Annotated in this window: 16 protein-coding genes; 8 read left to right on the top strand and 8 right to left on the bottom strand. The window is 72.9% G+C overall.

What is annotated here, in order from left to right; all coding sequences use genetic code 11:
* Positions 1-55 precede the first annotated feature (55 nt).
* Positions 56-331, bottom strand: coding sequence for a DUF2530 domain-containing protein (locus tag IF23_RS0120645; RefSeq protein WP_030285768.1), 276 nt, complete (start codon positions 329-331; stop codon positions 56-58).
* A 271-nt stretch (positions 332-602) separates the two neighbouring features.
* Here IF23_RS0120645 and IF23_RS0120640 point away from each other — a divergent pair, with 271 nt between their 5' ends.
* Complete coding sequence (locus tag IF23_RS0120640; protein WP_030285766.1) at positions 603-2,069, top strand: NCS2 family permease; 1,467 nt, start codon at positions 603-605, stop codon at positions 2,067-2,069.
* Between the two features lie 35 nt (positions 2,070-2,104).
* Here the strand turns inward: IF23_RS0120640 and IF23_RS0120635 are convergent, their stop codons facing one another.
* On the bottom strand, positions 2,105-3,472 hold the full coding sequence (locus tag IF23_RS0120635) for an MFS transporter (protein ID WP_030285764.1): 1,368 nt from the start codon (positions 3,470-3,472) through the stop codon (positions 2,105-2,107).
* Between the two features lie 138 nt (positions 3,473-3,610).
* A complete protein-coding gene (locus tag IF23_RS0120630; RefSeq protein ID WP_078654126.1) occupies positions 3,611-3,838 on the bottom strand; it encodes a ribbon-helix-helix protein, CopG family in 228 nt (75 codons plus the stop codon).
* 130 nt (positions 3,839-3,968) lie between these two features.
* On the opposite strand from IF23_RS0120630, the gene IF23_RS0120625 reads away from it, so the two are divergent.
* From IF23_RS0120625 to thpR, 3 genes are all read left to right on the top strand, one after another.
* Positions 3,969-4,406: a MarR family winged helix-turn-helix transcriptional regulator gene (locus IF23_RS0120625; protein ID WP_030285761.1), complete on the top strand. Its 438-nt coding sequence runs from the start codon at positions 3,969-3,971 to the stop codon at positions 4,404-4,406.
* A gap of 29 nt (positions 4,407-4,435) precedes the next feature.
* On the top strand, positions 4,436-5,872 hold the full coding sequence (locus IF23_RS0120620) for an MFS transporter (protein WP_037678900.1): 1,437 nt from the start codon (positions 4,436-4,438) through the stop codon (positions 5,870-5,872).
* A gap of 86 nt (positions 5,873-5,958) precedes the next feature.
* Positions 5,959-6,543, top strand: a complete 585-nt coding sequence (gene thpR, locus IF23_RS0120615) for an RNA 2',3'-cyclic phosphodiesterase (protein ID WP_030285757.1) — start codon at positions 5,959-5,961, stop codon at positions 6,541-6,543.
* Between the two features lie 187 nt (positions 6,544-6,730).
* On the opposite strand, the gene IF23_RS0120605 is transcribed toward thpR, so the two are convergent.
* A complete protein-coding gene (locus IF23_RS0120605; RefSeq protein ID WP_030285755.1) occupies positions 6,731-7,729 on the bottom strand; it encodes an aldo/keto reductase in 999 nt (332 codons plus the stop codon).
* A gap of 58 nt (positions 7,730-7,787) precedes the next feature.
* Positions 7,788-8,495, bottom strand: a complete 708-nt coding sequence (locus IF23_RS0120600) for a GDSL-type esterase/lipase family protein (protein ID WP_030285753.1) — start codon at positions 8,493-8,495, stop codon at positions 7,788-7,790.
* 197 nt (positions 8,496-8,692) lie between these two features.
* Between IF23_RS0120600 and IF23_RS0120595 the strand changes: the two genes are divergently transcribed.
* A complete protein-coding gene (locus tag IF23_RS0120595) occupies positions 8,693-9,688 on the top strand; it encodes a TolB-like translocation protein (RefSeq protein WP_030285751.1) in 996 nt (331 codons plus the stop codon).
* 54 nt (positions 9,689-9,742) lie between these two features.
* Here the strand turns inward: IF23_RS0120595 and IF23_RS0120590 are convergent, their stop codons facing one another.
* A complete protein-coding gene (locus IF23_RS0120590) occupies positions 9,743-10,483 on the bottom strand; it encodes a VOC family protein (protein ID WP_030285749.1) in 741 nt (246 codons plus the stop codon).
* 310 nt (positions 10,484-10,793) lie between these two features.
* On the opposite strand from IF23_RS0120590, the gene IF23_RS0120585 reads away from it, so the two are divergent.
* On the top strand, positions 10,794-11,546 hold the full coding sequence (locus IF23_RS0120585) for a DUF4232 domain-containing protein (RefSeq protein WP_030285746.1): 753 nt from the start codon (positions 10,794-10,796) through the stop codon (positions 11,544-11,546).
* Between the two features lie 306 nt (positions 11,547-11,852).
* On the opposite strand, the gene IF23_RS0120580 is transcribed toward IF23_RS0120585, so the two are convergent.
* Together IF23_RS0120580 and serC are read right to left on the bottom strand one after the other, a co-directional pair.
* Positions 11,853-12,326 (bottom strand): PPOX class F420-dependent oxidoreductase, encoded by a 474-nt coding sequence (locus IF23_RS0120580; RefSeq protein WP_078654125.1) that lies wholly within the window; start codon positions 12,324-12,326, stop codon positions 11,853-11,855.
* A gap of 163 nt (positions 12,327-12,489) precedes the next feature.
* Complete coding sequence (serC, locus tag IF23_RS0120575; RefSeq protein WP_030285742.1) at positions 12,490-13,608, bottom strand: phosphoserine transaminase; 1,119 nt, start codon at positions 13,606-13,608, stop codon at positions 12,490-12,492.
* A gap of 420 nt (positions 13,609-14,028) precedes the next feature.
* Between serC and IF23_RS0120570 the strand changes: the two genes are divergently transcribed.
* Both IF23_RS0120570 and IF23_RS35065 read left to right on the top strand, forming a co-directional pair.
* Positions 14,029-14,895 (top strand): isocitrate lyase/PEP mutase family protein, encoded by an 867-nt coding sequence (locus IF23_RS0120570; protein ID WP_030285740.1) that lies wholly within the window; start codon positions 14,029-14,031, stop codon positions 14,893-14,895.
* 186 nt (positions 14,896-15,081) lie between these two features.
* Complete coding sequence (locus tag IF23_RS35065) at positions 15,082-15,504, top strand: hypothetical protein (RefSeq protein ID WP_245655043.1); 423 nt, start codon at positions 15,082-15,084, stop codon at positions 15,502-15,504.
* Positions 15,505-15,770 lie beyond the last annotated feature (266 nt).

The following is a 15,770-nucleotide window of genomic DNA, read 5'->3' as shown; positions in this document are numbered from 1 at the left end:
TCGACGGTACGGGGGCGGGGCGCGGTGCACCCGCCGGGGGGCGGGCTGCGGTGGATCAGGCGGCGTCGGGGGTGGCCTCGGTGGCCGCCTCGGCGGCGCGCTTGATGGCGGCGTCCCGCTTGCGGACGTACCAGATGCCCAGGCAGCCGAGGGCGCCACCGGCCAGGCAGGTCCACACCCACCAGGCGTGGCCGTTCCGGGCGAAGAGCGGATAGAAGGGCAACTGGCCGAGGAAGAGGACGAACCAGATGATGGTGCCGCCGGTGATCGTGCCGACGACCGGCCCCTCCAGGGGCGCCGGAGCCGCGCGCAGTTCGGACTTCTTCCACATGGGCCCCAGCTTACGGGGGCCGTCCGGCGGGCCCGCGCCCGGCCGTGGCCGGTTCCGGCGGGCCGGGGGCGGCCGGGTGGCGCAGGGGTCTACGCGCGAAGATAGCGATCAACGAATTGTTTATTCATACTGAACTCTTCCGGGTCTGACTGGTTTGAATCGTTGATTGCTCCAAACTGATCGGGAAAGTTACTGTCCGTGCCCCCGTCCCGGGATCACCCGGGCCGCTGCCCCGCGCCTTCCCCAGGCCCGTACCACTGAGGTCCCGCCCATGTCGTCCTCGGCCACCACACCGGTCGAAAATGCTCTTCGGAGCCCAGGCCACCCGCCCAAGAACGGGCTCGACCGCTTCTTCAAGATCTCCCAGCGGGGCTCGACGGTGGGCCGCGAACTCCGCGGCGGCCTGGCGACCTTCTTCGCGATGGCCTACATCATCGTGTTGAACCCGATCATCCTCGGCGCGGGCGTGGACAAATACGGCCACCACCTCGACAACGGGCAGCTGGTCACCGCCACCGCGCTGATGGCCGGTCTCAGCACCGTCCTGATGGGCGTCGTCGGCAACGTCCCGATCGCCATCGCCGCGGGTCTGGGCATCAACGCCGTCGTCTCCCTCCAGCTCGCCCCCAAGATGAGCTGGCCGGACGCGATGGGCATGGTCGTCCTCGCCGGTCTGGTGCTGATGATCCTCGTCGCCTCCGGGCTGCGGCAGCGCGTCATGGACGCCATCCCGCCGGGGCTGCGGCGCGCCATCGCCATCGGCATCGGCATGTTCATCTCGCTGATCGGCCTGGTCGATGCGGGCTTCGTCAGCCGCAACCCGGACGCCGCGCACACCACCGTGCCGATGGGTCTGGGCCAGGGCGGTCAGCTCAAGGGCTGGCCGGTGCTGGTCTTCGTGCTGGGCCTGGTGCTGATGTTCATGCTGGTGGTCCGTAAGACCAAGGGCGCGATCCTGATCGGCATGGTCGTGATGGCCGTCGTCGCGATCGTCATCAACGCCGTCGCCACCATCCCGGACGCCGCCTGGGGGCTCGCCGTCCCGAACGTCCCCGACAAGATCGTCGGCGCGCCGGACTTCGGGCTCATCGGCCACATCAGCCTCTTCGGCGGCTTCAAGGAGGTCGGCCTGCTGACCGGCTGCCTCTTCGTCTTCACCGTGCTGCTCTCCGGCTTCTTCGACGCGATGGGCACCATCATCGGCGTCGGCGAGGAGGCGGGACTGACCGACGAGAGGGGCAATCTGCCCGGCATGGGCCGCATCCTGATGGTCGACGGCATCGCCGTCGCGGCGGGCGGTCTCGGCTCCGCCTCCGCCAACACCTGCTTCGTCGAGTCCACCGCCGGTGTCGGCGAGGGCGCCCGCACGGGCCTGGCGAACATCGTCACCGGCGGGCTCTTCCTGCTCGCACTGGTCTTCACCCCGCTGGCGACCGTGGTGCCCGCCCAGGCGGCGACGCCCGCGCTGATCGTCGTCGGCTTCCTGATCATGGCGTCCAACGTCCGGGACATCGACTGGGGCGACTTCACCGTCGCCATCCCGGCGTTCCTCACCATGATCTCGATGCCGTTCACCTACAGCATCACCAACGGCATCGGCATCGGCGTGCTCGCCTTCATCCTGCTGCGTACCGCCACCGGCCGCTTCCGGGAGATCCCCTGGCTGCTCAACGCCGTGGGCCTCTGCTTCCTGGTGTACTTCCTGCTCAACCCGATCGAGCAGCTGCTCGGGAAGTAACGCCCCGCGCCCCCGGGGAGGTGCCGGCCGCCGCGTCAGCGGGCCGGCACCTCCGGCGTTTCCGGGGCCGGGTCGCGCACCGTGCGGGCGGCGCCGATCAGCAGCAGCGGGGTGGTGAGGATCAGCAGCCCGGCGGCGAGCAGCGCGGCCCGCGGCCCGGCGACGGCGGCGAGCAGACCGCCCAGCGCGGTCAGCGCCGCGATGGACGCCCGGGACGTCACCGACCACGCGGCCAGCACCCGCGCCACCCGGTCCGCCGGAATCCGTTCGAGCCGGTAGGTGACGAGCACCGGGGTGTAGACCCCGATGCAGCAGATCATCGCCAGCTCGACGGCGACGACCAGCGCGAAGCCGCCCACCCCGGGCCCGGTCAGCGCCAGCCACGGCAGCCAGCACACCCGCAGCACCCCCGTGGTGAGCAGCACCTTCCGGCGCCCGTACCGCGCCACCAGCGGCCGGGCCAGCCGGGAGCCGAGCAGCCCGCCCGCACAGGGCAGCGCGAAGGCCAGCCCGTACGCCCAGGGCGCGAAGCCCAGCCGGTCGACGAGGAGCACGGTCAGCAGCGGCTCGGTCGTCATGATCAGTCCGTTGACCAGCATGGAGTTGAGGAAGAGCGGCCGCAGCGCCGGATCGGCCAGCAGGAACCGCCAGCCGGTGAGCAGATCGGCGACGCGGGCCCGGGCGCGGGCCGGGGCCCCGACGGCGGCGTCCGGTGCCGGGCCGCCCGCCGCCCTCTCCGCCGCCTCGTCCGCCTGCCGCCGCCCCGCGTCCCCGCCGGATGTCCCCTCCGTACGCGGTCCCGGGACGTCGCCCGGCCGGACCTCGCCGTTCCCGACCGCCCGCAAGCCCAGCGCCGACAGCAGATAGCTGACCGCGTCCACCGTCACCGTCAGCATCGGGCCCAGCACCCCGACCGCGGCGCCGCCGAGCGGCGGGCCGAGCATGGTGGTGGTCCAGGTGGTGGCCTCCAGCCGCCCGTTGGCGCGCAGCAGGTGCTCGGGCGGCAGCAGCGACTTCAGGAACGCGCCGCTCGCCGCCGCGAAGGCGATGTCGGCGGCGCCGACCGCGACGGAGACCACCAGGAGCTGGCCGAAGCCGAGGAGGCCCAGCGCGTAGGCGGCGGGGACGCTCAGCATCGCCGCGCACCGCACCAGGTCCGTCGCGATCATCACCGGCCGTTTGCGGCGCCGCTCCACCCAGGGCCCGAGCGGTACCGCGGCGAGCGCCCCGACCGCGGCGCCCGCCGCCGACAACGCCGCCACCTGCGAGGGCCCGGCGTGCAGCAGCAGAAGGGCGGTCAGCGGCAGCGCGTTGAACGCGAGCCGGGTGCCGAAGGCGCTGACGGTGTACGCCGCCCACAGCCGGTTGAACCGCCGCCCGAGCGGCTCCCTGGACACCGTCACGCCCGCGCTCCTCGCCTTCCGGCCGCACCCCGCGCGCGACCGGCCGAAGCTAGCGGTCCGCCGCCGCGGGGGCAAACGGCTTCCGGGGGAGCGGGGCGGGGGTGCGCCGAGGGCGCCGGGGCGGCCCGCCGGGCGGGGTCAGCCGCGCGCCGCGGGGGATCCGTCGGCCGCCTCCGCCGCCGTGGCGCCCCAGCCGCCGAGACGTTCCGTCGCATCGACCGAGGACTGGAAGCGTTCGTCGAAATCCTCACGGACGAGCGTCCGGACGACGTAGTCCTGGACGCTCATGCCGCGTTTCGCCGCGTGCTGCCGGATGCGCTCCAGCAGTTCGTCGTCCAGCCGCAGGCTGAGCACTCGCGATCCCATGAGGACACCGTCCCCGCAGACACCCGTCAGGTGCGTCGTTTTCCCGCGGGTACTCACTCGTATGGGTGATATGGATACGTCCGTCTCGCGCGGCTTTCCTTAGAAAGGGTAATGAGTTACGCTAACAAACATGCCGGACCTGTCCCGCGGCGACGACGCTGCCGCCGTGAGCGCCCTGCGGGGCGCCGTGATGCGCCTCTCCCGCCGCCTCAAGCACCAGAGGGTCGACGAGTCGCTGAGCCCTACCGAGATGTCGGTGCTCGGCACCCTCGCCCGCTGCGGCCACGCGACCCCCGGGGAGCTGGCCCGCAAGGAGCATGTGCAGCCGCCGTCGATGACGCGCATCGTGGCCATGCTGGAGGCGAAGGGGCTCGTCCGGCTGGAGCCGCACCCCGACGACCGGCGGCAGAAGGTCGTCACCCAGACCGAGCAGGCCGAGGCGATGCTCGCCGAGAGCCGCCACAAACGCGATGCCTGGCTCGCCGAGCTGGCCACCGGGCTGGACGACGACGAGTGGGCGAAGCTGCGCGCCGCCGCGCCGGTCCTGGAGAAGCTCGCCCAGCTGTAGCGACACCGAGCCGAGGAGGCGAACCGACGTTGAGTACGGGATCCGGACCAGACTCCGTCCCCGCACCGCACACCCCGCACGAGACGGCCCCCGGCACCACGCCCGAGGCCACCGGGCGCGGGGCGCCCCCGAGTGCACCCGCCGCCCCGCGCACGGGCATGTTCAGCTCGCTGCGCGTACGCAACTACCGCCTCTTCGCCACCGGCCAGGTGGTCTCCAACACCGGCACCTGGATGCAGCGCATCGCCCAGGACTGGCTGGTGCTCAGCCTCACCGGCTCCTCCGCGGCGGTCGGCATCACCACCGCCCTGCAGTTCCTGCCGATGCTCCTGTTCGGTCTGTACGGCGGTGTGCTCACCGACCGTTTCTCCAAGCGGAAGCTGCTGCTGGTCACCCAGACCGCGATGGGCGGTACGGGTCTCGCGCTGGCCGCACTGACCCTCACCGGCACCGTCCAGGTCTGGCACGTCTATCTGACCGCGTTCCTCCTCGGGCTCGTCACCGTCGTCGACAACCCCTCGCGGCAGGCGTTCGTCGTCGAGATGGTCGGCAAGGAGGACCTGCGGAACGCCGTCAGCCTCAACTCCGCCAACTTCCAGTCCGCCCGCCTCGTCGGACCGGCCGTCGCCGGTGCGCTGATCAGCGCGTTCGGCAGCGGGTGGGCGTTCTTGCTCAACGGTCTGTCGTTCGCCGCGCCGATCATCGGGCTGCTGCTGATGCGCACCTCCGAGCTGCACAAGGTCGAGCGGGTGCCGCGCAGCAAGGGCCAGCTGCGGGAGGGGCTGCGCTATGTCTCCGGGCGGCCCGAGCTGATCTGGACGATCGTCCTCGTCGGCTTCATCGGCACCTTCGGCTTCAACTTCCCGATCTGGCTGACCGCCTTCACCTACCACGTCTACCACCAGGGTCCGGGCACCTACGCGCTGTTCAACTCGCTGATGGCGGCCGGTTCGCTGGCCGGTGCGCTGCTCGCCGCGCGGCGCTCGTCGTCCCGGCTGCGGCTGCTGGTCGGCGCCGCGGTCCTCTTCGGCGCGCTGGAGATGGCCGCCGCGCTCGCCCCGTCGTTCTGGATCTTCGCCGTGCTGCTCGCGCCGATCGGCGTGGTCGGCCTGACGATCAACGTCACCGCCAACTCCAGCGTCCAGCTGGCCACCGACCCGCTGATGCGTGGCCGGGTGATGGCGCTGTTCATGATGGTCTTCGTCGGCGGTACGCCGCTCGGTGCCCCGCTCGTCGGCTGGATCACCGACACCTTCGGCCCCCGGATCGGCTTCCTCTCCGGCGGTCTGGTCTCGCTGCTCGCCGCCGTCCTCATCGGGCTGATCCTGGCCCGTACGGGCGGACTGCGGCTGAAGATAGATCTCCGCCGCGGCCACCGGCACGTCGCCTTCGTGCCCCGCGTCGCCCTCCCGGAGGACGGCGCGGAACCGGCCGCCTCCCCGGACAAGCCGCTGCCGGTCGCCTGACCCGGCCGCCCGTTCCCCGGCCCCCGCCTCCCGAGGCGGGGGCCGAGCCGTATCCGCGACCCGCGGGCCCGCGCGACACTGGCCGGGTGAGACTCTTCGCCGCGGCGTTGCCGCCCGCCGCCGCCGTCGCCGAACTGGCCCGGCAGGTCGAGGCGCTCCGCACGCTGCCGGACGCCGGACGGCTGCGCTGGGCCGGGCCCGACGGCTGGCACTTCACCCTCGCCTTCTACGGCGAGGTCCCCGACGACACCCTGCCCGAGCTGCGCGAACGCCTGGCCCGCGGCGCCCGGCGGCACGCCCCGTACGGGCTGCGGATCGCCGGTGGCGGACGGTTCGCCGACCGGGTGCTGTGGGCGGGCGCGGACGGGGAGCTGGCGGCGATGGGGAAGCTGGCCGCCACCGCCGCGGCGGCCGGGCGCCGCGCGGGGCTCACCGGGCCCGACGCCGACGGGCGCCGCGGCTTCACCCCGCACCTCACCCTCGCCCGCAACCGCGACCCGCGGGTCGGCCTCGCCCCGTTCGCCGCCGCGCTGGAACCCTTCGACGGCAGCCCCTGGACCGCCGCCTCGCTCGCCCTCGTCCGCAGCCATCCGCCCGCCCCGGGCGTCGCGGGCGCCCGGCCGCACTACGAGACGGTGGCGGCGTGGCCGCTCGGCCACCCCGGTCGCTGAAACGTTCGGATCGCGCCCGGTACGCTCACAGGGTGGATCCCAAAACCCGGAACCGGATCATGTCCGGTCTGCTCGCGCTGCTGCTCGTCGTCGTCATCGTGGCGGCCGCCCTGCGCTGAGCCGCGCCCAGGAACGGCGACGGCGGCCCGCCCCCGGAGGGCCGGACCGCCGCGGCGGCGCACCGCACTCACCAGGCGAACGCCTCCGGCGAGGCGCCCGGACCCGGGAAGATCTCGTCCAGGGCGGTCAGCAGCCCCTCCGGCAGCTCCAGGGCGACGGCGCGGAGCGCCGAGGCGAGGTGCTCCGGGGTGCGCGGGCCGACGATCGGGCCGGTGAGCCCCGGGCGGGTCAGCAGCCAGGCCAGCGCCACCTCGCCGGGCTCCAGACCGTGCTCGGCGAGCAGGTCCTCGTACCGCTGAAGCTGGGCGCGTACCACCGGGTCGGCGAGGGCGTCGGCGGCCCGTCCGGAGGTGGTGCGGGCCGCGCCGCCCTCCCGCTCCTTGCGCAGCGCGCCGCCGAGCAGCCCGCCGTGCAGCGGCGACCAGGCGATGACGCCGAGGCCGTAGCTCTCCGCCGCCGGGATCACCTCCATCTCGGCGCGCCGCTCCGCGAGGTTGTAGAGGCACTGCTCGCTGACCAGCCCCAGCGAGCCGCGGCGCCGGGCCGCCTCGTTGGCCTGGGCGAGGTGCCAGCCGGCGTGGTTGGAGGACCCGGCGTAGAGGATCTTGCCCTGCTGGACGAGGACGTCGATCGCCTGCCAGATCTCGTCCCACGGCGTCGACCGGTCGACGTGGTGGAACTGGTACAGATCGATGTGGTCGGTGCCCAGGCGGCGCAGCGAGGCGTCGACCGCGCGGCGGATGTTCACCGCGGAGAGCTTGTCGTGGTTGGGCCAGGCGGGCGCGCCGTCGGGGGCCATGTTCGCGTAGACCTTGGTGGCCAGCACCACCTTGTCCCGGCGCCCGCCGCCCTTGGCGAACCACGAGCCGATGATCTCCTCCGTACGGCCCTTGTTCTCGCCCCAGCCGTAGACGTTGGCGGTGTCGAAGAAGTTGACCCCGGCGTCGAGGGCGGCGTCCATCAGGGCGTGGCTTGCGGCCTCGTCGGTCTGCGGGCCGAAGTTCATCGTGCCGAGGACGAGACGGCTGACCTTGAGTCCGGTGCGTCCGAGCTGCGTGTACTCCATGGAGGCAGCCAACGCCTTCGAGCGGGCTCGAAGCAAGGAGGGGCGCGGCCGTGGCGGCTCAGCCCGCCGCGTACTCCGGGGCCGGTGCCTGCGCGTACGGACCGCCGACGCCCCACGCCGAGTGCAGCGTCCCCGCGAACGCCGCGGCGAGGGCGTGCTCACCGGCGGGGGAGGGGTGGGTGCCGTCGTAGGTGTGGTGGGCGAGGTCCCAGGGGGCGGGAGCCGGGGCGAGGAGGAAGGGGGAGGCGGGGGTGGTGAGCGTGGCGGCGGTCTCGGCGAGGAGGGCGTTGAAGCGGGCGCACTCGGCGGCGAACTCCGGGTCGTCGGCGGCCCGGGAGTTGGCGAGGACGGGCAGCAGCACGGCCCGGACGCGCGGGGCGGCGCGGCGGGCGGCGGTCAGGAACTCCCGGACGTTCGCGGCGGTCTGGGCCGCGTCGGTGTAGAAGCCGAGGTCTATCAGGCCGAGGGAGACCAGCAGGGTGTCGGCGCGGTGGGCGCGGACCGCGTCGCCGATCAGCGGTGCCATGTGCAGCCAGCCCTCGCCCCATCCGGCGAGGTGGCGGCGGGCGTCCGGCGGGAAGGCCGGGTCGCCGTAGCGCTGTGAGGTGGCGGCGTCGGCGGCGGTGTCGTGCAGCGCCGCGCGCGGACCGACCAGCCGGAACGGCCCGTCGTGGGTGGCGCGCAGGTGCTGCCACAGGCGGTAACGCCAGGTGAAGTCACCGCAGCTGCCGATGGTCATCGAGTCACCGACGGGCATGATCCTCATCCGCACATGATGTCCGACGACCGTTACCGGGCGGTACGTGACCCCGGCCACGCGGCGGCGGGCGGGGCGCGCGGGCGCGGCGGGACGGTCCCGCGGGGCGCGGGCGGCGGGACCCGGGGCGCCGCCCCGCACCCGGTACCCGCGCCCGCCCCCGCGCTCCCGTCCCCCGCCCGACCGCGGGATGGCACCCTGAGCCCATGCGTTCGCTTCTGTGCGCGGCCGGTGCCGCGGGGCTTTTGATGAGTACGGCCGTCGCACCCGCGGCCGCCGCCGAGCCGGACGGCTTCCGGATCAGCGACCACCGGATCACCGAGTCCAGCGGCCTGATCGCCAGCCGCACGCACCCCGGCGTCTACTGGACCCACAACGACAGCGACGACGGCCCGTACGTCTACGCCGTCGACTCCCGCACCGGCCGCACCGTCGCCACCGTCACCCTGCGCGGCATCGGCGACCCCCGCGACGTCGAGGCGATATCGCTGGGCCCGGACGGCAACATCTACCTCGGCGACATCGGCGACAACCTCGGCGGCACGTGGGACCACGTCTGGATCTACCGCTTCCCGGAGCCGAAGCAGCTGCGCGACCAGACCGTCACCGCCACACAGTTCGATGTGCGGTACGACGACGGGCCGCGCGACGCCGAGGCGCTGATGGTCCATCCGAAGACCGGCCGGGTCTACATCGCCAGCAAGAAACAGGGCGGCGGCGGTGCGCTCTATGCCGCCCCCGAGCACCTGACGACGTCCGGTACGAACATCTTCCGCAAGGTCGCCCCGATCGACCTGTGGGTCACCGACGGTTCGTTCTCGCCCGACGGCACCCGGCTGATCCTCCGCAGCTACTTCGGCGCCCGGATGTACGCCTGGCAGGACAACCGCCCCAAGGATCTCGGCAGCGTCGGCGTCCCCGTCCAGCAGCAGGGCGAATCGGTCTGCTTCACCCCCGACGGCCGCACCCTGATGTTCGGCTCGGAGGGCGAGAACAGCCCCGTCGAACCGGTCGGCCTGAGCGGGAAGCAGCTCCCGGAGTCGGCGGCGGGCCAGGAGGCGGACGGCAGCGGCAAGGATGGCTCCGGCAGCACCGACGACGGGTCGACGCTCAGCCCCGGCCTGATCAAGGTGGGCCTGGTGTTCGTCCTGGCGACGGTCGTGGTGACGGGGCTGCGGCGGGTCTTCCGGCGGAAGGGGTGACGGGAGCCCCGGGGACGGCGAGGTGGCTGCCGGGCCCCCGTTCCTGAAGACCCCTCAGCGCGGCGCCCCCAGGATGCAGAACTGGTTGCCCTCGATGTCGGCGAGGACCTTCCAAGGGGTGTCGCCCTGGCCGATGTCGGCGATGGTGGCGCCGAGGGTCCGCAGACGGGTCGCCTCCGTCTCCTCGTGGTCGCCGCGGTAGGGCAAGACGTCGAGGTGGGCGCGGCTCGGGGCGGAGCCGTCCTCGGGGGTGCGGGCGAACTCCAGGTAGGGGCCGACGCCGTGGGCGGAGCGCAGGCGGGCGCGGTCGTCGGTCACCTCGTGGAGGGTCCAGTCCAAAGCCTCGTCCCAGAAGCGGGCCATGGCGCGCGGGTCCGCGCAGTCGACGACCAGGGCGGCGACCGGGCCGGTGCCGCGGTAGCGGTCGTGGGGCTCCAGGACGCGGAAGACGTTGCCCTCGGGGTCGGCGAGGGCCGTCCAGGGGGCGCCGTCCCGGTCGGTGCCCGCGGGGGTGGCGCCGAGTTCCTTCAGGTGGGCGATCAGCTCCGCCCGGTGGTCGGCCGAGGTGGTGGCCAGCTCGATGTGGACGCGGTACCGGACCGTCTCGGGGTCCGGGACCTTGACGACGTCGATGCAGAGCGCCTCGGGGGAAGGCCAGGTGAACTCCTCGGGGTACACGTTGGACACCCCGGGGCCTTCGCTTTCGAGGCCCCAGCCGAGGGCGTCCGCCCAGAACCGGCCGAGCGCCTCGTTGTCGCGTGCCTTGAGATTCACGTTCACCGGTCGCAGTGCCATGCGGGCGATCGTACGGACGCGTCGATCGTCTGTCCGGGGTTTTCCGGGGCGGGCGCGGGTGTCCACGGAGCCCGATCCGCCGTCCGGGTGCGGTGGTTGAGGGGCGGGTGGGACGGAGGGGGTGAAGGCGGACGGTGGGGGCGAAAGGGCAGGTCCGGGGGTACGGAACCTCATCGGCGGGGCCGGTGCGGGGTGTTAGTGGCGCGTTAGCGGGACGCCAGCGCGGAGGAGCACCTTGGAGGAGTCGAACCCCACGGCCCGGTGCTCCGGGCAGGCCGCTCCCCCCCCAGGTAGCAAAGGACCCACCACGATGTCGCACCGCACTCTTCTCCGTCCGGTCCGTACCACCGCCGCTCTCGCGCTCGCCGCGGTCGCCGCCTTCGGCCTGACCGCGTGCGACAACTCGGACGGCGGCGCCGACGCGGCCGGTAAGTCCTCCTCCTCCCAGGCGTCCGACTCCTCGGGCGGCCAGGCGTCCGCCGCGGACGGTCAGGGCGCCGACGACGCGAAGTCCGGCGCCTCGGCCACCACCGGCGGCTCGACCGGCGGCTCGGGTACGACCGGCGGTTCCTCCGGCGGCTCGACCGGCGGTTCCGGTGCGGCGAAGGCCCGGGGGACCGCGGCGGCGGCCGCCTCGCAGGACAACGCGAGCGACCGCTGTGAGGCCGATGTCCTGCGGCTGGAGCTGGGGCAGAGCGACGCGGGCGCCGGGAACATCCGCTACCCGCTGTCGTTCACCAACACCGGTAAGAAGAGCTGCACCCTGCGCGGCTACCCGGGCATCGCACTGCTCGCCAAGGACGGCGCGTCCATCGGCCACCCCGCCGACCGCGAGGGCGGCGCGGGCAGCTCCGTGACCCTCGCCCCGGGCGGCTCCGCGCACACCGTGCTGCACACCATCAACGAGGGCCTCAAGGACGGCGGTTGCTGGAAGGACGCCTCGCTGGTCCAGGTGTACGCGCCCGGCTCGAAGGTCAAGATGACCGCCCGCGCCGCCGACGGTCTGCGGGTCTGCGGCAACGAGTTCCTGGTCTCCGCCCTCGAATCGGGCAGCGGCAGCTGACCCCCGCGGGGCCCCGGCCGGGCCCCGCCCCCGGGCCTTCGGGCCCGGCCCACGGACTCGGCTCAAGGGAGTGCCTGCCCCCTTGAGCCGATCTACGGCCCCGGGCCACCCGCCCCGGCACCGGACTTCCCCTTCCCGGTTCCGGCGGCGGGTGGTGACCGGGGCCCTCTCCGCCGGATGCCGGTACCGCCCCCCGTCGGTACCGGCATCCGGTGCGTGCGGAGCCGTCCGCGGTTCCGTAGGAGATTCCGTACGCGATTCCGTACGCGGTTCCGTACGCGATTCCTTACGCGGACGGGCCTTCCGCTACAGCGCCCCGCCCTCGTTGTCCCAGCGCCGCTCCGCCGCGACGTCCGAGTCCTTGACCTCGGGCTCCTTCAGGCCGGTCAGCCGGAGTTCGTAGTGGAGCGTGGCGTCGCGGACGATGCGGTGGGCGAGGGGGACGAACAGGCCGTGCAGCAGCGGGTACTTGCGGGTCAGGCTGCGTCCGGCGCGGCGGTACTCGCGGGTCGCCGGGTCGAGCGGGCGCACCCGCGCCCGATAGGTGGGGCCGGTGGGGCGGCCGCGCCAGGTGGAGCAGCAGATCTCCACCTCGGGGAAGTTCCGCATCCGCTTGACCTTCGCCGCCTTGCCGTACGTACGGAAGTAGGCGTGGTCCCCGTCGACGGAGAGGTTCACCGGGGTGCCGACGCCGGTGCCGTCCCGTTTGAAGGTGGTGAGCAGCACCGCGCCCTGGCGGACGAAGGAGGCGAGGTCGGGGTCGGTGGGTGGAGTGCTCATACCTCCCATGGAGGCACAGGCGGCGGCGTTCGGCCCGTGGGGACGGGGCCGTTCGGGCGGACGGCGGTACGGACACGGCGCGGCCCCCGGATCCGGGTGGGATCCGGGGGCCGCGGGGTCCGGCCGCTCCGGGGCGCCGCCGTCCGGCCGCGCCCCGGGAGGGTCAGAGCTTGCCGATGACGTGGTCGATGCAGACCGTCAGCGCCTCGACGTCCGCCGGGTCGACGGCCGGGAACATCGCGATACGCAGCTGGTTGCGGCCGAGCTTGCGGTACGGCTCGGTGTCGACGATGCCGTTGGCGCGCAGCGCCTTGGCGACCGCGGCGGCGTCGATCGACTCGTCGAAGTCGATGGTGCCGATGACCTGCGAACGCTTCGCCGGGTCGGTGACGAACGGGGTGGCGTACGACGACTTCTCGGCCCAGCCGTAGAGCGCCGCGGAGGAGGCGGCGGTGCGGCCCGTGGACCACTCCAGACCGCCCTGGCCGTTGATCCACTCCAGCTGCTCGTTGAGGAGGAAGAGGGTGGCCAGCGCCGGGGTGTTGTACGTCTGGTTCTTCAGGGAGTTGTCGATCGCCGTGGGCAGCGAGAAGAACTCCGGGATGTGGCGGCCCGAGGCGTGCACGGCGCGGGCGCGCTCCAGCGCGGCGGGGGAGAAGGCCGCGATCCACAGACCGCCGTCGGAGGCGAACGACTTCTGCGGGGCGAAGTAGTAGACGTCGCTCTCGGCGATGTCGACGGGCAGACCGCCCGCGCCGGAGGTGGCGTCGACCAGCACCAGCGCGCCCTCGTCGGCGCCCGCGACCCGCTTGATCGGGGCGGCGACACCGGTGGAGGTCTCGTTGTGGGTCAGCGCGTAGACGTCGGTACCGGCCTCGGCCCGCGGCTCGGGGTGGGTGCCGGGGTCGGAGGCGACGACGGTGGGCTCCGCGAGCCACGGCGCCAACTTGGCCGCCTTGGCGAACTTCGAGGAGAACTCGCCGAAGGTGAGGTGCTGCGACTTGTTCTCGATCAGGCCGTGGGTCGCGATGTCCCAGAAGGCGGTGGAGCCGCCGTTGCCGAGGACGACCTCGTAGCCCTCGGGGAGCTGGAAGAGGTCGCGTACGCCGTCGCGCACCGAACCGACCAGGTTCTTGACCGGCGCCTGGCGGTGGGAGGTACCGAGCAGGGAGGAACCGGTGGCGGCCAGCGCGGTCAGCGCCTCCGTCCGCACCTTGGAGGGGCCCGCGCCGAAGCGTCCGTCGGCGGGCTTGATGTCAGCGGGAATCTGGATATCAGCCACGCGGGCAGCCTAATCCGTCCCCGATGCGGGCCCGACGCCCCGTCCACCCGGTGAGATGGGCCGTCCCGCTTGTGGGTGGGCGCGACGGCGGCCGTCGGTAATGGAGAGGTAAAGGGAGAACAAGGATTCCCACCGCTCCCCGGTTTCGGCGGAGCGCCGGACATGGCGCCGGAGGTCGGCGGGGGTGACGGTGTGTGCCCGTGTTGACCTGGGAGAAAACGCTTCGTCCAGGAGGGCGGAACGGCGGGGCGATGTGCGTGTCGCAAGGCAATCAACGGGCAAAGTTTGCAAAGTTCTGTACGGCCCCGCACGGAGCGAGGGCTCCCCTTCCTTTCGATATGACGCCTCCCTTCGGCATGCCCGCGGAACACCGGGCGCCGGGGAGGGGTGATATTCCCGTCCCCCCGAAATGAGGACCGCATGACGTACGGAAGCGCGCTGCGCGAGGAAATCCGATCCCCCGGAACGACCCCGCTCATCGGCGTCTACGACATGTACTCGGCGTCCATCGCGGCGACCCGGTACAACGGTTTCTTCGTCTCCGGATTCGGATTCGCCGCCTCGCATTACGGGCTGCCCGACATCGGGTTCATCGCCTGGCCCGACATGGTCGCCTTCGTCGAAAGGCTGCGGCTGGCCTTTCCGGCCCACCATCTGCTGGTCGACATCGACGACGGATACGTGGACCCCGAGGTCGCCTGCCATGTGGTGCAGCGCCTGGAACGCGGCGGCGCCTCCGGCGTCATCCTGGAGGACCAGATGCGCCCGCGCCGCTGCGGGCACGCCGACGGCAAGCTGGTCCTCCCGCTCGACACGTATCTGGAGAAGCTGAACCTGGTGCTGGAGAGCAGGCAGGACATGCTGGTTGTCGCCCGCACCGACGCGACGGAGGAGTCCGACATCCTGCGCCGTGCCGCGGCGCTCGCCGAGACCGACGCGGACGTGGTCCTCGTCGACGGCGTCCGCAGCGTCGACTGGCTCCGCCGTATCCGGCGGGTCATCGGCGACAAACCGCTGCTCTTCAATCAGATCGCCGGGGGAAAATCCCCGCGCCTCTCCCTCTCCGAACTCGCCGATCTCGACTGCCAGGTCGCCATCTACAGCACGCCCTGCCTTTTCGCCGCGCACACCGCCATCGATGCCGCCCTCGAATCCATCCAGAATGCCGACGGGCGGCTGCCGGAATTCGCCGGTTCCGGCGCGATCGGCGTACGGGGTTCCACGGAATTGCTGGAGAAGAACATCAGCCGCCATCACGCTCCGCGACGGACGGCCGTACGTGTTTGACGGCCCCGGGGCGGCGGGCCCGGGCCCGCGGGTGGCCGACGGAGGAAGGGGACGGCAGTGGACGGACGGAGCACGGACGTGACGAGAGCAACGCCCCGTGGAGGGGCGAGAGCGACGCCCCGCACGCGGCGGAAGCCGCCGGGGGCAGGGCCGTTCCGGAGGGCGGGGGCGAGGACGGCGGCGGTCGTGGCCGTCGCGGTCGGCGCCTGCTGCGGGGCGCCGTGGGCGACCGCCCCGGCAGCCGCCGACGCCCCCGCCGGTGGCGTGGAGACCCACCGTGGCCTCGCCCTCCTCACGATCGACAACTCCCACGCCGACTCCTGGCTGGAGGTCGACCGCACCCTCAACGTCCTCGCCCCCCTGAGCAAGGGCACCGCGGGCAGCGACCACGACGGGGGCGGCGGCGCGATCGACCAGCGGGTGGAGAGCGGGCGGGGCGTCACACAGAAGACGGTGCCGCACGACGATCCCCGGTCGGCGGCGGACGGCGAGGAGGACGGGGCCGGACCGCGGCAGCGGACGGGCGCGGCCACCGGAGGGGACGATCCGGAGGGGGACGCGGACCACGACGACCGGGTGGGGCGGCGGACGGCGAAGCCCCGGCGGTGACCCGGAACCGGCCCGTCCGCCGCCGCTTTCCGCCCCCGCCCCCGGGAGGGACCATGGAGGGGAGGACACCTGCGGGCGCCCGCTTCGAGCAGCCGCTGACGTGGGGAAGTGAACCGTGATGATGTTCTGGTACGGGAACGGCGGCGGGTGGCTGTGGCCGTGGATGCTGCTGGCCCACTTCCTGATCTGGGTGGTGATCGTCGTCGCCGCCGTCCTGCTCTTCCGCGCCTTCTCCCGCCGCTCCGGCCCACCCACCGGCCCCCACC

The sequence above is a fragment of the Streptomyces catenulae genome (assembly GCF_000718015.1).
Classification (GTDB): Bacteria; Actinomycetota; Actinomycetes; order Streptomycetales; family Streptomycetaceae; genus Streptomyces; species Streptomyces catenulae.
This window is presented reverse-complemented; position numbering and strand designations above follow the sequence as displayed.